Source organism: Thermoanaerobacterium thermosulfurigenes (assembly GCF_051201035.1).
Taxonomy (GTDB): Bacteria; Bacillota; Thermoanaerobacteria; order Thermoanaerobacterales; family Thermoanaerobacteraceae; genus Thermoanaerobacterium; species Thermoanaerobacterium thermosulfurigenes.
This window is the reverse complement of record NZ_JBPODR010000008.1, coordinates 16143-35135: the sequence shown is the minus strand read 5'-3', so window position 1 is coordinate 35135 and position 18993 is coordinate 16143. Positions and strand designations below refer to the sequence as shown.

Sequence of the window (18993 nt, the reverse complement as noted above, 5' to 3'; positions counted from 1 at the left end):
TATTTTTATTATAGCATTGTTCCATGTGGAACAAAAGTTAAATAATTGTACGGGGTGATTAAAAATTACTTCTTAGGAATTCTTATCTTAAATTCAATGTAGTCATCTTCGTTAAGTTCGGTGTATTCAGCATCGACACCTGAATTTTTCATTATTGTAATGGCTTGCTTTATTGTATTTACAAAAATTCTTATGTCTTTGTAAAACCTCATCATCTTCTTTTTTTCTTGCTTTTTATCTTCTTCCATCGTTATTTTGTTTATCATGTCTTGTACAATTTTCTCTGTTTCTTTAACATTGCACTTTTTCTTTATGATTATGTCGATGACTTTATTTTGCATTTCCTCATCTGGAAGCCTTAAAAGAGCCCTTGCATGCCGTTCAGTCAAATTGTGCTCTATCAATTTAGCCTTTATATTATCGCTAAGCTTTAAAAGCCTTAACTTATTGGCAATGGTAGACTGGCTTTTCCCCAGCATAATGGCCAGTTTTTCCTGTGTAAGATTGTGGTCATTTATCAAATTGTAGTACCCTTCAGCTTCTTCTAAAAAATTCAAGTCTTTTCTTTGCAAATTTTCTATTAATGCGATTACTGCAGAATCTTCATCGTACGCCTCAAAAACTATAGCAGGAATCGTCGTAAGACCTGCCAGCTTTGATGCTCTTAGCCGTCTTTCTCCAGATATAAGCTCATACGAATTGCCATTTACGACTCTCACACTTATTGGCTGTATCACTCCATAAGCTTTTATAGAATCGCAAAGCTCTTGCAGATTAGCAGTGTCAAAGATTTTGCGAGGCTGATATGGATTTGGTCTAATAAGGTCTATCGGCAAGTATTTTATTTCCTGCTGTTTTATCGACACCATAAAAAACACCTCTTCGTAAAACAATAGATTATATTATATATATTCTACAATAATATCAAAATTCCTCCTATAATTCCATTATTATCCTTAATATTTTTATTAATTTTTATCTGTATATTTCTGGCAGTTCTATGTTTTGATCCTTAATACTTCCATCTACGATCATCTTTTTAAGCCCTTCTGGATATATGTCTAAACTATCAAATTGTGATACGTCAATCCATTTTACATCTTTGATCACCTGGTGCTCTTTAGGCATATCAGGATCAGAGCCTAACTTCAAATCACCACCTACAATTCTGCACTTAAAGTATGTAGCGTAGTAAATAAGGTATTCTTCAAGATAACACACACTATCAGCTACAACATCGTACCCTGTTTCTTCTTTGCATTCTCTCACCAATGCATCTACAAGGGACTCATTTTCCTCTACACGGCCTCCTGGAAAAACCCAGCCTACCTCATCTTCCGTCTGGTGTTTCACAAGAAGAACTTTGTCGTCTTTAATGATAACACCTCTTGAAACTAACAGACAAGCCCTAAAATCACTCATAAATCATTACCCTTTCTTTAAAGTGGTGACTTTTCAATCAATTTTGGCTTTCTCGGGTATTTACTGTCAGTAGCATCCAGCTTTTTTATTAAAACAAGTTTATGGTGAATGTCGGTGTAAGGCAATGTAACATCAATGACATTTTCTATCTGACACCTTAAAACATTTAAAGCATTTTGCGATGTAGCTATTTCTTCATCTGTATTAGACCCTTTATACGCTATCAAATATCCATCAACTTTTGTAAAAGGTATGCAATACTCTACTAGCACATTTAGCTGTGCAACAGCTCTTGATAGAGAAATGTCGTATTTCTCCCGCAAACCGCTATCTTTGCCTAAGTCTTCTGCTCTTCCGTGTATAATTTCTACATCTTTTAAATTAAGATAGCTCACCAATTCATCTAAAAACACTGTTCTCTTCTTTAAAGAATCTACTATAGTAAGCTTTAAAGATGGATAAAGAATTTTAAGAGGCACTGATGGAAAACCAGCACCTGCGCCCACATCGATTATTTTTTCATGACCCTTTATTATTTTACACTTTGATGCAGTTAAACTGTCTAAAAAGTGCTTAATGATGATTTCCCTTTCTCCTGTAATGGCCGTTAAATTCATTTTCTCATTCCACTCTAAAAGAAGATCACTGTATTTTAAGAATTGTTCCACATGGAACATATTGAGTTCTATCCCTAAATCATTAGCACCATTTACAAGTATATCAATATATTCTCTATTCATATACCTATCTCCTTGACTGCAAATAAATTAAGATGACAGATATATCTGCTGGCGAAACACCAGAAATCCTCGATGCTTGACCGACAGATGTAGGCATGATGCTTTTTAATTTCTGCCTTGCCTCAATGCTTATACCTTTTATGTCATCATAATTTATCCATGATGGAATCTTTTTATTTTCCAAAGCTTTAAACTTCTCTACCTGCTCCATTTGTTTCCTTATATATCCTTCATACTTTATGTTTATATCAATCTGAAAAGCTACATCATCTCTAATGTCATCAGGTCTATCCGAATCAATCACTTTCGACGAAACATAATCTATCTCAGGCCTTTTTAGCAAATCGTACATAGTCATCCCTGTGACGATAGGTGAACTTCCTTTTGACTTTAAATACTCATTTACATCATGACTAGGGACTATCATGGTGTTTTTCAATCTTTCCATCTCTTTCTCATACTGATCTTTCTTCATTAAAAATCTATTATATCTCTCATCATCGACTAATCCTATCTGCCTTCCTTTCTCAGTTAAGCGGAAATCGGCATTGTCCTGCCGTAAAATAAGTCTGTACTCCGCCCTTGATGTCAACATCCTGTATGGCTCATTTGTTCCTTTAGTTACAAGATCATCGATCAGTACGCCTATATATGCTTCAGATCTATCCAAAATAAATGGCTCTCTGCCGTAATGCTTCATAGCAGCATTTATACCAGCCATAAGTCCTTGTGCAGCAGCTTCCTCATATCCTGACGTGCCGTTTACTTGACCTGCAAAAAATAGTCCTGAAATAGTCTTTAATTCTAAAGACTGTTTCAACTGAGTAGGATCTATACAGTCGTACTCAATGGCATATCCCGGCCTCATTACCTTGACATTTTCCAATCCTTTAATTGTCCTTAAAAATTCTATCTGGACATCTTCAGGCATACTTGATGACATGCCTTGAACATACATCTCATTTGTATCTCTTCCTTCTGGCTCTATAAAAAGCTGATGTCTCAACTTGTCAGGAAACTTAACGACTTTGTCCTCAATAGATGGACAATACCTTGGCCCAACACCTTTAATTTCACCACTGTAAAGAGGAGATCTGTCTATGTTTTTCATTATAACTTCATGCGTCTTCGTGTTTGTATATGTAAGCCAGCATGGGATTTGCTCAACATTTATCTCATCGTGCATGTATGAAAAAGGCGTTACCTTATCATCACCAGGTTGTATCTCCATGGCATCAAAATTTATAGATTTTTTGTCGACTCTCGCTGGCGTACCTGTCTTAAACCTCATCAATCTTATGTTAAGCCTTTCAAAGGATTTAGAAAGCTCATTAGCTGGAAACAATCCATTAGGTCCACCGCTGTAACTTACATCGCCGATGATTATCCTACCTCTTAAATATGTGCCAGTCGTAACAATACAAGATCTGCAAAGATACCTTGCACCTGTCTTTGTAATAACACTTTTAACTTGTCCATCTTCCACTTCTATATCTACAACTTCTGCCTGTTTTATGTCTAAATTCTCCTGTTTCTCCAGCGTGTACTTCATATTAAATTGATACCTTTTTTTATCCGACTGTGCCCTTAAAGCCCTTACAGCAGGGCCTTTGCTAGTATTCAAAGTCCTCTGTTGTATCAATGTTAAATCGGTATTTATGGCCATCTGGCCACCGAGTGCATCAATCTCCCTCACAAGATTAGTCTTAGCCGGACCTCCTATCGAAGGATTACACGGCATCAAAGCAATAGAATCTAAATTTATAGCAAAAGCGACTGTCTTTAAGCCAAGTCTTGCAGTGGCTAAAGCTGCCTCACATCCAGCATGGCCTAAACCTATTACAGCTACGTCATATACACCTGCATCGTATACCATCCTTACACCTACTTTCCAACACAAAATCTCTCAAATATTTCATTAATTAAATCCTCATTTGCAGTTTCACCAGTTATCAAACCCAAATGATCTATTGCAGCATTTAAGTCAATCGATACAAAATCCTCCGTAAGACCACTTTCTATCGTTCTAAGGCACGACAGCAAATTTTCTTTCGCTTTAATTAAAGCATCCTTGTGTCTCATGTTTGTCAGCAAAAACTCATCGTGCGATAAACCATCAACCATAACTATGTTGTATACAGTATTTTCTAATATATCTAATCCTTCCTTTGTGAAAGATGACAGTTTCACATATTTTCCACCTGATAATTTATCGACTTCATCGATGTCAATTGCAGAAGGCAAATCGATCTTATTTAAAATGTACAAGACTTTCTTATTCTCTATTAGTTTAAGTATATCATAGTCATCTTTCTCCAAAGGGCGTGAACTATCAAAGATAAACATTATCAAATCAGCCTTATCTATAGCTTCCCTGCTTCTTTCAACGCCGATTCTCTCCACGATCTCATCAGTCTGCCTTATGCCTGCTGTATCTATAAGATTTATAGGTATGCCTTTTATGCTTAAATGTTCTTCGATGATGTCTCGTGTTGTACCTGGTATATCTGTCACAATTGCTCTGTTTTCATTTAACAATGCGTTTAAAAGCGACGATTTACCCACATTAGGCTTCCCAATTATTGCTGTGTTAAGCCCTTCCCTTATGATTCTACCTTTTTCAGATGTTTTAAGTATCTCATCAATATCTCTGATTGATTTATTAATACCATCTATAAGTTCATCATCATTAAATAGCTCCACATCTTCTTCAGGAAAATCCATAAGTGCAAATATATGTGCAATAAGCGCCACAAGATCATTTTTTATCTTTGTGATTTTGTCCTTGACACTGCCTTTTAGCTGCATCAAAGCGTATTTATTAGAAAGGTCTGTCTTAGATCTAATTATGTCTATGACAGCTTCCGCCTGTGATATATCCAATCTTCCGTTTAAAAAAGCCCTTTTTGTAAATTCACCAGGTTCGGCAAGCCTTGCGCCATTTCTGAGTACAAGTTCCAAAATTCTTTTAGCAGGAATATAACCACCATGGCAGTTTATCTCTACCACATCTTCTTTAGTGTAAGTATGTGGACTCTTCATGACATTTACCAAAACTTCATCGTATATCTCGTCATTTTTCCTATCGTATATAAACCCGTAATGAACCGTATGACTCTTTACACTGTTTAAATCTATATTTCTTTTTGCTTTAAAAATTGAAGAAGCTATCTTTACAGCATCGTTGCCGCTTATCCTTATGATGGAAATACCACCTTCACCTATTGGAGTTGAAATTGCAGCAATTGTATCATCTATCATAATAAACCACCAAACTTTCAAATCTTTAGTATGATAATATAACACCAATTGTTATTTTACAATAAGGTAAAAGAAAAAATACCCTTTTGGGTATCCATTACTTCAAAGATATTGTCACTCTCCTATTTGGTTCATCGCCTTCGCTGAATGTCTCTATATCAGGATCATCTTGCAAAGCCAGATGAATTATTCTCCTTTCGTTGGCATTCATAGGTTCTAATGTAATGCTTCTATGTTCCTGCTTTACCTTCCTGGCAATCTTGTTTGCCAAATTTATAAGTATCTTCTCTCTTTTTTCACGATAATTTTCCGCATCCAATAAAACCTTTTTGTGTATACCTTCTACATTGTTTTTATTTGCCACCAAAGATACAAGGTACTGCAGTGAATCTAACGTCTCCCCTCTGTACCCTATCAGCAGTCCAACACCTTTTCCCTTTAAATTCACCAATATTGTATTATCCTTTTCGCTAATATCGTATGCAACATCTATGCCCATAAAATTTATCAAGCCATCTAAAAACCTTTTGATATTTTCCTTGAAGACATCTTTGACTATTATCTTCACTATTGCCTGTTTACCTAATAAGCCCAGAAATCCTTTACTGCCTTCGTCTATTACTTCTACATCTACCAAATCCCTCGTTATACCTAACTCTGAAAGTCCAGCATTTAAAGCCTCATCAACTGTCTTTCCTGTTTTTATTATTTCCCTCATTTGAAGACTCTCCCTTCATTGGTTCGGTAGGTCTTAAAAAGATGTACTGCTGCACTATCTGAAAGATATTGCTGGTAACCCAGTATATTCCTACACCAGCAGGTAGAGAAACAGTTATCCAAATCATAAAAGCAGACATAATTAGATTCATTGACTTCTGATTATTGTCTGTCTGAATCATCGCAGAGGAAATATACGTAGTAACACCCGACAATATCGGCAATATAAAATAAGGATCTTTTTCAGCTAAACTCTTAAGCCATAAAAATGAAGCCGTGCTAAACGCAGGATAACTTCTAAGCATGGCAAAAAGCGGCCAAAGTATTATAAGAGGAAGCAACATCGGCAAACAACCACTCATAGGATTTACGTTCTTTTCTTTATATAGTTTCATCATCTCTTCATTCATCTTTTGGGGATCTTTTGCGTACTTTTTCTTGATCTCTTCAACTAAAGGGCTAATTTCTTTCATCTTTCTCATTGTTCCCATCTGTTGGACATAAAAAGGTAAAAGAATAACCCTTATGAGAATCGTAAATATGATTATAGCAACACCATAATTTCCAACAAAATCGTATATAAATTTCAATAATTGGCCAAGGTACATACCAATTGATGCCATTTTAAACCTCCTAGCTATTTTACAGGATCGTATCCACCCGGATTAAACGGATTACACCTCAATATCCTCCACAGAGCCATCATTCCACCCTTCAAAATGCCATACTTCATAATAGCGTCAATAGCGTATTGAGAACACGTAGGGTAAAACCTACAGGATTTTGGCTTCATGGGAGATATGAATTTTTGGTAAAACTTTATTAAATATATAAAAATGTATTTCATTTATCATTCACCATATAAAGAGAAGATTTTTTAAGAAGCCTTCTCATAGCATTTCCTAACGTATAAAAATCTGACTCTACAATTTTATTTCTGGCAATAAAAATAATGTCGTATCCTTTTTTTAAATCTCCATCTAACAACCTGAAATTTTCATACAACAACCTCTTGTAGCGATTTCTAACTACACTCTTACCTATTTTTTTACTGATAGAAAAACCGACTCTATTGACATCCAAACCATTCTCTAAAAAATACATGACGATGTATTGATTAGAAATAGATTTCCCATGCCTATAAACATTCTTAAAATCTCTACTGCGTTTTATCTTTATCATATCATATATTATAAACCTCCGATTGCAAAAAAGGCCCATTAAGGCCTTCCTTATGCTGTCAACCTATGTCTACCTTTTCTCCTTCTTCTTCTTAAAACATCACGACCATCTTTCGTAGACATCCTTTTTCTAAATCCATGTTCCTTTTTTCTATGCCTTACTTTTGGCTGATGTGTACGTAACACTACTACACCTCCTAAAACCATAAAAATGCTAATAAGATTATATCGTTTATTTATGTGCATGTCAATAAATTAATCCACTAATGTTATTAACATATTAAAAAGTTTTATTCAATAGCTGTTAATAATTTTTATTTTTTTATTGATAATGTGTTAATATTTTGGTATCATATAATCGAAGTTGTTAATAAGTTTTAAAATTTATCAGTATGTATATTTAGTTATTCACAGGTTGTGTATAAATCTGTGAATAACTTGTTATTATTTTGATTTATTTTTTATTCATTAATTTTATAATTAGGTTTTTTAAGCCTTTTTTAATATATTTTTATCAAATAAAATTTTATCAACAGCATTTTTATATCTTAAAAAAACAATGTTACATTGTTAATATTTTTTTGTCTTTTTAACAAAATTTATTAACAACTTGCCGATATAAACACATATAAATTATTTTTTATCAACAGCTTGTTTATATTTGTAGGAGGTCACAAAATGTATGACGATTGTTACTCACTTTGGGATGCAATATTTGAAAAATTAAAAAGCGAATTGACAACCACCAGCTATACCACATGGCTTGTTCATTTAAAACCTGTGGCACTATTAGATGACATACTTGTGCTATCAGCGGTAAATGTATTTACAAAAAACATAATAAATGGACGGTACTTAAATGTAATATACGATGCAGCAAAATCGATAACAAATAAAAAAATTGAAATAAAGATAGTATCCGAGGATGAAGAAGAATACAAGAAAATAAAAGAAACCGTCCAATTTAAAAGCGAAAAGGACAAGACTGTTTCTAATATGTTAAATCCAAAGTACACTTTTGATACATTTGTTGTAGGAAATAGCAATAAATTAGCACACGCCGCATGTTTAGCTGTAGCACAATCACCCGCAAGAGCGTACAATCCACTGTTTATATACGGAGGTGTTGGCCTAGGCAAAACCCACTTAATGCATGCTATAGGTCATTTTGTGCTGGAGCACAACAGCAACACAAAGATAATGTACGTTACATCAGAGACATTTACAAACGAGCTGGTTAACTCTATAAAAGACGACAAAAATGAAGAATTTAGGAATAAATACAGAAGCATGGACATACTTTTAATAGACGACATACAATTTATAGCTAAAAAAGAGAGGACGCAGGAGGAATTTTTCCATACTTTTAATACACTGTACGAAGCCAATAAACAGATAATAGTTTCCAGCGATAGACCTCCTAAAGAAATACCAACGCTGGAAGACAGGCTTAGATCGCGGTTTGAATGGGGCCTTATAGCAGATATACAGCCACCAGATTTCGAAACGAGGATAGCAATACTAAAGAAAAAAGCGCAAAACGAAAACCTAAATATTCCTGACGATGTGCTAGTATACATTGCTGAAAAAATACCTTCAAATATAAGAGAATTAGAAGGTGCTTTAATAAGAATCGTAGCTTTTTCCTCACTTACAAAGGCGAACATAGACCTTGATCTTGCAAAAGATGCTTTGAAGGACATAATATCAAACAAAGTTAGAAAGATAACAGTTAAGCTAATACAAGAAGAGGTATGCAAATACTACAACATAAACTACGAAGATTTTATATCAAAAAAGAGGACTAAGACAATAGCTTTCCCAAGGCAAATTGCCATGTACTTAGCCCGTGAAATGACAGACTTGTCATTGCCTAAGATAGGTGAAGAATTTGGCAAAGATCACACTACAGTTATTCATGCGTACGACAAAATCTCAAACGACATAAAGGAAGATGAATCTTTAAATAAGCAAATTGAAGAACTTAAAAAGAGAATAAAAGGTTTTTAACATATCAACGTTGATAAACTGTTGATAACATAAATTTTTTGGGCTTGTTGATATTGTCAATATCTTTTCAAAAATAATAATAAGTTATCAACAACATAAAAATATGGTATATTAACTAAATTAAGAGTTTTTAACATATTAACAAGCTCTATTATTACTACTACTATTATTATTTATTTATATTTTTATTTTTTTTAAATATGCTTAAAAGGAGCGAAATTTTTTATGAAATTTTCTTGTGATAAAATTTCATTATTAAATGCTGTAAATAAAGTTATAAAAGGGGTAACCCCCCGTACCACCCTCCCTATTCTCCAAGGTATTCTTTTAAAATCAGAAAACAACAAGATAGTAATGTATACTACAGACATGGAAATAGGAATTCAATGTAGTATTGAGGCATTTATCATTGAAGATGGAAGCATAGTTGTTTCATCTAAAGTTTTCTCAGATCTTGTAAGAAAGCTTCCAGATGATACGGTTTTTTTTGAATCTGATGAAAGCAATATGGTATATATAAAGTGTGGTTTAACTGAATTTTCTATATCAGGAAATTCTTCTGATGAATTCCCTGATATTCCGGATGTAATAAAAGATGTGACTTTTTCGTTAAATCAGAAGATTCTAAAAGAAATGATAAAAATGACCTCATTCAGTGTTGCTCAAGATATGGCTAGGCCGATTTTGACAGGTATACTTATGGAAGTAAGCAAAAATACGATAAATATGGTAGCACTTGATGGATACCGAATGTCCATAAAAAAATACGTTTCAGAAGATCCTTTATCAAAAAATTTGGATGATTTTAGCGTTGTCATACCAGGTACTACAGCTAATGAGCTTTTAAGGGTTATGGAAGATAGTGATGATGAGGTATCTATATCTTTTACAGGTAATCAGATTTTATTTGAATTTAACGATACAAAAGTTATATCGAAACTTTTAGATGGGAATTATATGAATTATAAGACAGTAATACCTAAGGATTTTAAGTCTGTAGTCATTATAGATAAAGATGATTTAATAGGTGCTATAGATAGAGCGTCATTGTTGGCTTCAAATAAAAGTAATTTGATTAAATTTACTTTTAATGAAAGAGAACTTGTGATATCATCAAACTCTGAAAAGGGAAAGATGTCAGAAAGGCTTAATATAGAAATTGAAGGTAATCTGATTGAAATAGCTTTTAACTCCAGGTACCTTTTAGAAGCTCTTAGAGTCATCGATTCTAAAAAAATAAAGATTAGCATGATAAACAGCATAAACCCCATGATAATAACACCTATAGAAGATGATGACTACTTGTACATGGTGTTGCCTGTAAAATTAAATGATTAATCGAGAGGGTTTGGTATGATGGAAGAGGTAAAAATAAACACTGAATACATTACACTTGACCAGTTTTTAAAGTACGTAGGTATAGCGGAAACTGGTGGTAAAGGTAAACAAATGATATTAAAAGGTCTTGTAAAGGTAAATGGAAATATTGAGCTTAAAAGAGGGAAAAAATTGCGCAAAGGTGATACGGTAATCGTAGATGAAAAACAGTTTGTGATTAAATAAAGTACAGTTTTGCTGTACGAAAGGAAAAGGAATGAATGTATCTAAAAGAGCTTATTGTTGACAATTTTAAGAATTTAAAGCATCAAAAGGTTATATTTTCTGCTGGTACAAATGTAATATACGGTTCAAACGCGCAAGGAAAAAGCAATCTTTTAGAATGCATAAGGTTATTAAGCATTGGAAAATCCTTTAGAAATAGTAAAAATAGGGACATGGTTTGTTTTGATGTAGATTATTATTATATAAAAGGTGTTTTCGACGTAGATGGCGAAGAAGTAACAGTTGAGACAGGGTATAAGTTAAATCAAAACAGGTTTTTTAAGGTAAATAACAATAAGATAAAGAATATTTCGGAGTTAATCGGCGTTATACTTACTACGATTTTTTCTCCAGATGACCTAAATATCGTAAAAGGCAGTCCTTCATTAAGAAGGCGATACATGGATGCATCTATTTCAATGATCAAGAGAAACTACCTTTACGACATAATACAGTACAACAAAGTTTTAGCAAACAGAAACAAGGTTTTAAAGGATGTAAAATTTAAAAAAGAAAGTGCAAGACTTTTGGACATTATGGATGAACAGCTTTCATTTTTTGGTTCGAAAATTATTATGTACAGAAGACAGTACATCAATAATCTTGACTTAATAGTAAAAAAAATTGTTCAAGATATTTCATGTGAAAAAGTTGATTTGATATATTGGAATAATGTTACAGACAAAATTGATGACATTAAGTCTATCAAAGATTTACTTTTAAATAAGTTGATATTAAACAGGGATGTTGATATAAAATACGGCGATACGAAGTACGGGCCTCACAGAGATGATGTGAAAATATTTATAAATGGCCATGATTCAAGAATTTTCGCTTCACAAGGTCAGCAGCGAACTATTGCTCTATGTCTTAAATTGGCAGAATACGAAGTAATAAGATCAGAAAATGGTGAAAATCCTATACTTTTGCTTGATGATGTTATGTCAGAGTTAGATGAAAATAGGAGAAAATATATCTTAAATAAAGTTGAGGGATGTCAGACTTTTATAACACATACAGAAAAAAAAGACGTAAAAGGTGATAAATATTTTTTGATTTCTGATGGTTTAATTATATCTGATTAAGGAGGAAATTATGTACGTTCATTTAGGTGGGAATGTAGTGGTGCCAGACGATGAAATAATTGCAGTTTTTAATATAGATGTTAAATCTTCAAAAGATACCAGTGAATTTTTAAGGATTGCTGAAGAAGAAGGATTTATTGTAAAAATATCAGATGACAACATAAAGTCTTTTGTAATAACAGAGAGAAATAAAAAAAGCATAATTTACATATCTCCCATATCGTCCTACACCATTATAAAAAGGGCCTTAAAATACAGTGAATAAAAAATAGAGGTAAAACCTCTATTTTTTTACAAATCTATTAACGATCGCATCTTGTGTTAGATGTTCGAAGGAGTCATCTAAAGGCATTAGAGTGCAATTGCCGTATTTTCTTTCCAGAGCTTTTTTTATCAATATATCTGTAAACTCTGGATTTTTAGGCAGAACTGGACCGTGAAGGTACGTTCCAAATGTGTTTTTGTATATTGCACCTTCCATGCCGTCTTCTCCATTATTGCCATTTCCATATATGACCTTTCCTAAAGGCTTTACGTTATTCTGTAAAAATGTCTTTCCGGAGTGATTTTCAAATCCTACCATCTTAAATGTCTTGCCATCGATATATGATTCTATTATTATGTTGTCAATCATCCTTTTGTTTCCTGCTACCGTGTATATTTCAAGTGCACCTATGCCAGGCAATTTGTTTCCGTCCGAAGATAAATAGTACATGCCAAGCAGTTGATATCCGCCACATATGCTGAGAAGCGTCAATCCATCTTCAATGGCAGACTTTAAATTATTTGCTCTCTTTAATGTCAGATCATCGCTGACGATTTTTTGTTCTCTGTCAGAGCCGCCGCCTAAGAACAGTATGTCGATGTCTTTGAAATTTGTATTGGTATCCACTGTTATAGCTTTTATTTCGGTTTCAATTCCTCTCCACTCACATCTTCTTTTAAGTGTTATTATGTTTCCTCTATCTCCATAAAGATTCAGTAGTTCCGGGTACATATGGCCTATTACGAGTTTCATTGTTTTACACCTCTTGATTTTAAGTAGTTATTTACTTCATGCAATGATGTGTAGTTAGGAAGTACAGCTATCAATTCTTCATCTGTTATGGTTGGAATGTAGTCCATTGCTTCATCTATTGGTTTTATGATTTTTATCTTCTTTTGATCTATTCCGGCGTATTTAAGCCTTAAGGCCATATCTTCTGCCCTTAACCCCGATGTTACAACATGGTTTATTTTTGTATGTGATACAAAGTTTTCGATGTCTACATCCCAAAGCCAAGATACATCTCTACCGTCAGCGTAATTATCGTTTATGGCAATTAATAAGTTTAAAGGTTTATTGATTTCTCTTAACATATTTAAAGTGCTGTCAAAGCCTATTGGATTTTTAATGAGATTTATTATGGTTTTTTTGCCTTTTAAATAAGTCTTTTGAAGTCTACCTGCAATAGGCGTGTAGTTGTTAAGTCCCGTTTGTATATCTGAGAATGAAATACCTAAAAGTACATTTGTTGCTACAGATGCCATGACGTTATAAATGTTGTATGCACCTGTAAGATGGCTTTTTACGTTTATCAATTTGTCTTTGTATTTTAATTTAAATGATATTCCATCTTCTGTAAGTTTTATGTCAAGTGCACCGAAATCCAATTTTGGACGTGATTTTCCACATTTAGGACAGTAGTAGTCGCCAAGCTGACCGTAAAAAACATCCTTGTAGACGTATTTTCCACCGCAAACTGGACAATATTTTTGTTCAAATGCCGGTGATAGGCTGTAACCGTAGTTTAACTTATCTAAGATGCCGTAGTAAAAAACATTTATGTTAAGGTCATCGCCTAAAGAAGCTGTAAAAGGCTCATCTGCGTTTAAAAGAAGCATTGAATCTTTAGGAAGTTTACTTAAAGATTCCTTGACTTTTTTGATTGTCGTGTCTAATTCACCGTATCTGTCAAGCTGATCTCTAAAAAAATTCGTCACAACGACTACCTTTGGATTGATGTCATTTAAGACAAGAGGCATATTCGCTTCGTCAACTTCAAACACGCCAGTATCGCAACTTATATTGCCAAAGATGTCGCTGTTTTTTATAAGCACAGTGGCAATTCCACTTAACATGTTTGCTCCTTCTCTGTTATGAACTACTTTCTTGCCAGACGACCTTAAAATCTCCGCTATAAGTCCTGATGTAGTAGTCTTTCCATTTGTTCCCGTCACAACTATCTTTTCATTTTTTACATCTTTTACGATGTTCTTTATGATATCAGAATCTACCTTTAAAGCTAATTTTCCTGGCAATGATGTACCGTTTTTTCCAGTTAATTTACAACCAAGTATTACAAATTTTCCTACTAAGATACCGAGAAGATCCAATATAACACCACCTTGAAAATGAACATCATATCTACATATTTAAGTATATTATAAAATAGTCTTTTTATAAAATAAAAAATTTCCTTTTAGAAGTAAAAATGCAAAAAAATCTGCTTAAATTCGCTTCCTTGTATAAAAAACAAAAAAATGATACAATAAAACTATTGGAATTTAGTACGGAGGTATGTATATGACAAATGATGAAACATATGGTGCAAGTCAAATTCAAATATTAGAGGGTCTTGAGGCTGTAAGGAAGCGTCCTGGCATGTACATAGGAAGCACCAGCAGCAGGGGACTTCACCATCTTGTGTATGAGATAGTAGACAATAGCATTGATGAGGCATTGGCAGGGTACTGCAAAAATATAGATGTCATTATTCACAAAGATAATTCTGTATCTGTAATAGATGATGGTAGGGGAATACCGACAGACATACATCCGCAAACAGGTAAATCAGGTGTTGAAGTTGCGCTGACTGTGCTACATGCAGGTGGTAAGTTTAACAATGACGTTTATAAAGTTTCTGGTGGTCTTCACGGTGTAGGACTATCAGTAGTAAATGCTTTATCAAAAAATCTTGAAGTTATCGTCAAGCAAAATGGAAAAGTGTATCAGCAAAAGTATGAAAGAGGGGTTCCAAAGACAGATCTTACAGTAATCGGTGAGACAGATGAAACCGGTACGACAATAACATTTTCTCCAGATGGGGAAATATTTGAGACGTTAGAGTATGATTATGACGTGCTTTCACAGAGGCTAAGGGAATTGTCGTTTTTGAATAAAGGCGTAAAAATAAGGCTTGTTGATGAGAGAGATGGAAAAGAAGATGTTTTTCACTATGAAGGTGGCATAGTTGAGTTTGTAAAGTATCTAAACAGAAATAAAGAAGTGTTGCATCCAGAGCCTATTTACATGGAAAGCAAAAGCGATACGTACGAAGTTGAAGTGGCGATGCAGTACAATGACAGCTATACGGAGAACATATTTAGCTTTGCAAACAATATCGATACAAGAGAAGGCGGCACACATTTAATAGGCTTTAAAACAGCATTGACAAAAGTCATTAATGACTACGCAAGAAAGTTTAACATCATAAAGGAAAACGACAAAAATTTGCAAGGGGAAGATGTAAGGGAAGGGCTTACGGCGATTATAAGCGTGAAACTCATGAATCCGCAGTTTGAAGGACAGACGAAGACGAAATTAGGTAATTCCGAGATGCGTTCAATAGTCGATTCTGTCGTGACGGAAAAGCTGACGGCTTTCATGGAGGAAAACCCTTCACTGTCAAAAGTCATTCTTGAAAAGGCTACATCTGCTGCAAGAGCAAGAGAAGCAGCCAGAAAAGCCAGAGAGCTTACAAGAAGGAAGTCAGCGCTGGAATCTACTTCACTTCCAGGTAAATTAGCAGATTGTTCAGAAAAGGATGCATCTAAATGCGAACTTTACCTTGTTGAGGGTGATTCTGCAGGCGGTTCTGCAAAAATGGGGAGAGATAGCAAATATCAAGCTATACTTCCTCTTAGAGGTAAGATTTTGAATGTAGAAAAGGCAAGGCTTGATAGAATTTTATCAAGTGATGAGATAAAAGCGATGATAACAGCATTAGGCACTGGAATTGGTAGCGATTTTGACATCTCAAAGCTTAGATACCATAAAGTCGTTATAATGACAGATGCCGATGTTGACGGAAGCCACATAAGGACATTGCTTCTTACATTTTTCTACAGGTTTATGAGGCCTTTGATAGAAAATGGAAATATATATATTGCACAGCCACCACTTTATAAGATAGAGAAAAATAAAAAGGTATACTACGCTTATTCCGATAAAGAGCTTGACAATATTTTAAAAGAAATCGGAAGAGAAAATTACAATGTACAGAGGTACAAAGGTTTAGGAGAAATGGATGCGGAGCAGCTTTGGGATACTACGATGGATCCTGAGAAAAGGACTATGCTGAAAGTAAGCCTTGATGATGCTATTGCAGCTGATGAAATATTTACTATTTTGATGGGCGACAAAGTAGAGCCAAGGCGTGAATTTATAGAAAAATACGCTAAAACCGTTAGAAATCTTGATATATAGGCAGGTGATTTAAGTGAGCGATAACACAAATAATGAAGAATTGAGAGTAATACCAGTAGATGTAGAAGATGAGATGAAAAAATCTTTTATAGATTACGCCATGAGCGTCATCGTAAGCAGGGCCTTGCCTGATGTAAGAGATGGATTAAAGCCTGTTCACAGGAGAATTCTCTATGCAATGAATGGCCTTGGTCTTACGCCTGACAAGCCTTACAAGAAAAGCGTAACTGTCGTAGGAGAAGTATTAGGGAAATACCATCCACACGGCGATGTGGCAGTTTACGACGCTATGGTTAGGATGGCGCAGGATTTTTCTATGAGAGAGACATTGGTTGACGGGCATGGTAATTTTGGAAGCATCGACGGTGATCCGGCTGCTGCCATGAGGTATACAGAAGCAAGGTTATCAAAGATAGCCTTGGAAATGCTTACTGACATAAATAAAGAGACTGTAGACTTTGTGCCAAACTTTGATGAAAACTACAAAGAACCTGTAGTTCTTCCATCAAGATTTCCAAACTTATTGGTAAATGGATCACAAGGAATAGCCGTTGGAATGGCTACTAATATTCCTCCTCACAATTTAGGCGAAGTGATAGACGGCATAATTGCGTATATAGATAATCCGTATATTGCTACAGATGAGCTTATGAGGTATATAAAGGGCCCTGACTTTCCTACGGGTGGTCTTATAGTTGGAAAAGATGGCATCAGAGAAACGTACGAGACAGGCAGAGGGAAGATAATAGTAAGAGCTAAGGCAGAGATAGAGGAGCACAATGGCAGGAATCGCATAGTCGTAACAGAATTGCCTTATATGGTTATAAAATCAAAGTTGGTTGAAAAGATAGCAGAGCTTGTAAGGGACAAGCATATAGAAGGCATCTCTGATTTAAGAGATGAATCGGATAGAAACGGCATGAGAATTGTCATCGAATTAAAGAGAGATGTAAATCCAAAGGTCGTCTTGAATAAATTGTACATGCATACACAGATGCAGCAGACGTTTGGAGCTATCATGTTGGCCCTTGTAGATGGAGCTCCAAAGATACTTTCGTTAAACCAGATTATTGAGAAGTACGTGGATCATCAGGTGGATGTCATTACGAGAAGGACTAAGTTTGACCTTCAAAAGGCTGAAGAAAGGGCACATATTTTAGAAGGCTTGAAGATTGCCCTTGACCATATTGATGAAGTCATAAATGTTATACGAAGCTCCAAAACAGAGCCTATAGCGAAGAATAATTTGATGGACAAGTTTGGGCTTAGTGATAGGCAAGCACAGGCTATCGTTGATATGAGGCTAGGACGCCTTACAGGATTAGAAAGACAGAAGATAGAAGATGAATTAAACGATCTTTACCAAAAAATAAAAGAGCTAAAAAGCATACTGTCAGATGAAAAAAAGGTGTTGGACATAATAAAGAAAGAGCTTAAAGATGTAAAAGATAAATATTCATCAGGCAGAAGAACTCACATTGTGGCAAAAGAAGACGAAGTTGACATTGAAGATTTGGTTCAATTGGAAGACGCTGTTGTAACCATGACGCACTTTGGTTACATAAAGAGAATGCCTCTTGATGCTTATAAAGCACAGAAGCGTGGTGGAAAGGGCATATCTGGCATATCTACAAGGGAAGACGATTTTGTGGAAAATGTATTTACGACTACGACACATGATAGGCTATTGTTTTTCACAAATAAAGGTAAGGTGTACAGCTTAAGGACTATAGATATACCTGAGTCAGGAAGGCAAGCTAAGGGGACAGCTATAATAAACCTCATTCAGATAGATCAGGATGAAAAAGTAAATGCTGTGATACCAATTAAGAAATCTCACAATGCTAAGTATGTCGTAATGTGCACGAAAAATGGAATAATCAAAAAGACTGAAATCGACGATTTCCCGAAGATAAAGAAAAGTGGCAATACAGCCATAAAGCTTGACGACGGAGATGAGCTTATAAACGTCATGCTTACAGATGGTGATAGGGAAATCATAATAGGTACAGCCAATGGTTTTTGCATAAGGTTCCATGAGGACAATTTAAGGCCAATGGGCAGACAGGCAAGAGGTGTAATAGCAGTTACACTTAGAGACGATGATTATGTTGTTGAGATGGATTTGGTCGATAGAGATAAAGACATATTAGTTGTTACAGAAAATGGATATGGAAAAAGAAGCGATGCCAATGAATACAGATCGCAGACAAGGGCAGGAAAAGGAATAATAGCTGCAAAAATAACGAAAAAAACTGGAAAATTGGTTTCTATAATGTCTGTAAGTGAAAAAGATGAGCTTATGATAATCTCAGCCAATGGAATCCTTATAAGGACAAAAATTGCTGATATATCAAAGATGCATAGGGATACTACAGGTGTGATGCTGATGAAGCTTGATGAAGGGGATAGAGTTGTTTCGACTGCAAGGATAGCAAATGATGAGGAATAAATTGTTAAAATTTATTTTAACAAAAGAAGGATTTTTAAGATAGATGTTGAATATA

Annotated in this window: 19 protein-coding genes; 7 read left to right on the top strand and 12 right to left on the bottom strand. The window is 34.7% G+C overall.

What is annotated here, in order from left to right; translation table 11 throughout:
• Positions 1–65: 65 nt before the first annotated feature.
• The 10 genes from noc to rpmH all read right to left on the bottom strand — a co-directional run bounded on the left by noc (position 66) and on the right by rpmH (position 7507).
• Complete coding sequence (noc, locus tag HNR52_RS04560; protein WP_013789121.1) at positions 66–869, bottom strand: nucleoid occlusion protein; 804 nt, start codon at positions 867–869, stop codon at positions 66–68.
• A 106-nt stretch (positions 870–975) separates the two neighbouring features.
• Positions 976–1422 carry an NUDIX domain-containing protein gene (locus HNR52_RS04555; RefSeq protein WP_435619807.1) on the bottom strand — a complete coding sequence of 149 codons (447 nt, stop codon included), beginning with the start codon at positions 1420–1422 and terminating at the stop codon, positions 976–978.
• A 17-nt stretch (positions 1423–1439) separates the two neighbouring features.
• On the bottom strand, positions 1440–2162 hold the full coding sequence (rsmG, locus tag HNR52_RS04550) for a 16S rRNA (guanine(527)-N(7))-methyltransferase RsmG (protein ID WP_435619806.1): 723 nt from the start codon (positions 2160–2162) through the stop codon (positions 1440–1442).
• Positions 2163–2166: 4 nt separating this feature from the next.
• Positions 2167–4038, bottom strand: coding sequence for a tRNA uridine-5-carboxymethylaminomethyl(34) synthesis enzyme MnmG (gene mnmG, locus HNR52_RS04545; RefSeq protein ID WP_013789124.1), 1872 nt, complete (start codon positions 4036–4038; stop codon positions 2167–2169).
• An 8-nt stretch (positions 4039–4046) separates the two neighbouring features.
• Complete coding sequence (gene mnmE, locus HNR52_RS04540; RefSeq protein ID WP_435619805.1) at positions 4047–5423, bottom strand: tRNA uridine-5-carboxymethylaminomethyl(34) synthesis GTPase MnmE; 1377 nt, start codon at positions 5421–5423, stop codon at positions 4047–4049.
• Positions 5424–5520: 97 nt separating this feature from the next.
• Positions 5521–6141, bottom strand: coding sequence for an RNA-binding cell elongation regulator Jag/EloR (gene jag, locus HNR52_RS04535; RefSeq protein ID WP_435619804.1), 621 nt, complete (start codon positions 6139–6141; stop codon positions 5521–5523).
• Positions 6107–6763, bottom strand: coding sequence for a YidC/Oxa1 family membrane protein insertase (locus HNR52_RS04530; RefSeq protein ID WP_013789127.1), 657 nt, complete (start codon positions 6761–6763; stop codon positions 6107–6109). Before HNR52_RS04530 ends, jag begins: the two co-directional genes overlap by 35 nt.
• A gap of 14 nt (positions 6764–6777) precedes the next feature.
• A complete protein-coding gene (yidD, locus tag HNR52_RS04525) occupies positions 6778–6987 on the bottom strand; it encodes a membrane protein insertion efficiency factor YidD (RefSeq protein ID WP_013789128.1) in 210 nt (69 codons plus the stop codon).
• Positions 6984–7322, bottom strand: a complete 339-nt coding sequence (rnpA, locus tag HNR52_RS04520; protein ID WP_041592279.1) for a ribonuclease P protein component — start codon at positions 7320–7322, stop codon at positions 6984–6986. Before rnpA ends, yidD begins: the two co-directional genes overlap by 4 nt.
• Positions 7323–7372: 50 nt before the next feature.
• On the bottom strand, positions 7373–7507 hold the full coding sequence (rpmH, locus tag HNR52_RS04515; protein ID WP_013789130.1) for a 50S ribosomal protein L34: 135 nt from the start codon (positions 7505–7507) through the stop codon (positions 7373–7375).
• Positions 7508–7999: 492 nt separating this feature from the next.
• Between rpmH and dnaA the strand changes: the two genes are divergently transcribed.
• From dnaA to remB, 5 genes are all read left to right on the top strand, one after another.
• Positions 8000–9331 carry a chromosomal replication initiator protein DnaA gene (dnaA, locus tag HNR52_RS04510; protein WP_013786829.1) on the top strand — a complete coding sequence of 444 codons (1332 nt, stop codon included), beginning with the start codon at positions 8000–8002 and terminating at the stop codon, positions 9329–9331.
• Positions 9332–9556: 225 nt separating this feature from the next.
• Entirely contained in the window at positions 9557–10669 is a 1113-nt protein-coding gene (dnaN, locus tag HNR52_RS04505; protein WP_013786830.1) for a DNA polymerase III subunit beta, read from the top strand.
• A gap of 18 nt (positions 10670–10687) precedes the next feature.
• Positions 10688–10894: an RNA-binding S4 domain-containing protein gene (locus HNR52_RS04500; RefSeq protein WP_435619803.1), complete on the top strand. Its 207-nt coding sequence runs from the start codon at positions 10688–10690 to the stop codon at positions 10892–10894.
• 35 nt (positions 10895–10929) lie between these two features.
• Complete coding sequence (recF, locus tag HNR52_RS04495; protein WP_013786832.1) at positions 10930–12018, top strand: DNA replication/repair protein RecF; 1089 nt, start codon at positions 10930–10932, stop codon at positions 12016–12018.
• 10 nt (positions 12019–12028) lie between these two features.
• Complete coding sequence (remB, locus tag HNR52_RS04490; RefSeq protein ID WP_013786833.1) at positions 12029–12283, top strand: extracellular matrix regulator RemB; 255 nt, start codon at positions 12029–12031, stop codon at positions 12281–12283.
• Between the two features lie 18 nt (positions 12284–12301).
• On the opposite strand, the gene HNR52_RS04485 is transcribed toward remB, so the two are convergent.
• Complete coding sequence (locus HNR52_RS04485) at positions 12302–13036, bottom strand: type 1 glutamine amidotransferase (protein WP_013786834.1); 735 nt, start codon at positions 13034–13036, stop codon at positions 12302–12304.
• Entirely contained in the window at positions 13033–14394 is a 1362-nt protein-coding gene (locus tag HNR52_RS04480) for a MurT ligase domain-containing protein (protein ID WP_435619802.1), read from the bottom strand. Before HNR52_RS04480 ends, HNR52_RS04485 begins: the two co-directional genes overlap by 4 nt.
• Before the next feature lie 190 nt (positions 14395–14584).
• Between HNR52_RS04480 and gyrB the strand changes: the two genes are divergently transcribed.
• Positions 14585–16486 carry a DNA topoisomerase (ATP-hydrolyzing) subunit B gene (gene gyrB, locus HNR52_RS04475; protein ID WP_435619801.1) on the top strand — a complete coding sequence of 634 codons (1902 nt, stop codon included), beginning with the start codon at positions 14585–14587 and terminating at the stop codon, positions 16484–16486.
• A 13-nt stretch (positions 16487–16499) separates the two neighbouring features.
• Positions 16500–18938, top strand: a complete 2439-nt coding sequence (gyrA, locus tag HNR52_RS04470) for a DNA gyrase subunit A (RefSeq protein WP_435619800.1) — start codon at positions 16500–16502, stop codon at positions 18936–18938.
• Positions 18939–18993 lie beyond the last annotated feature (55 nt).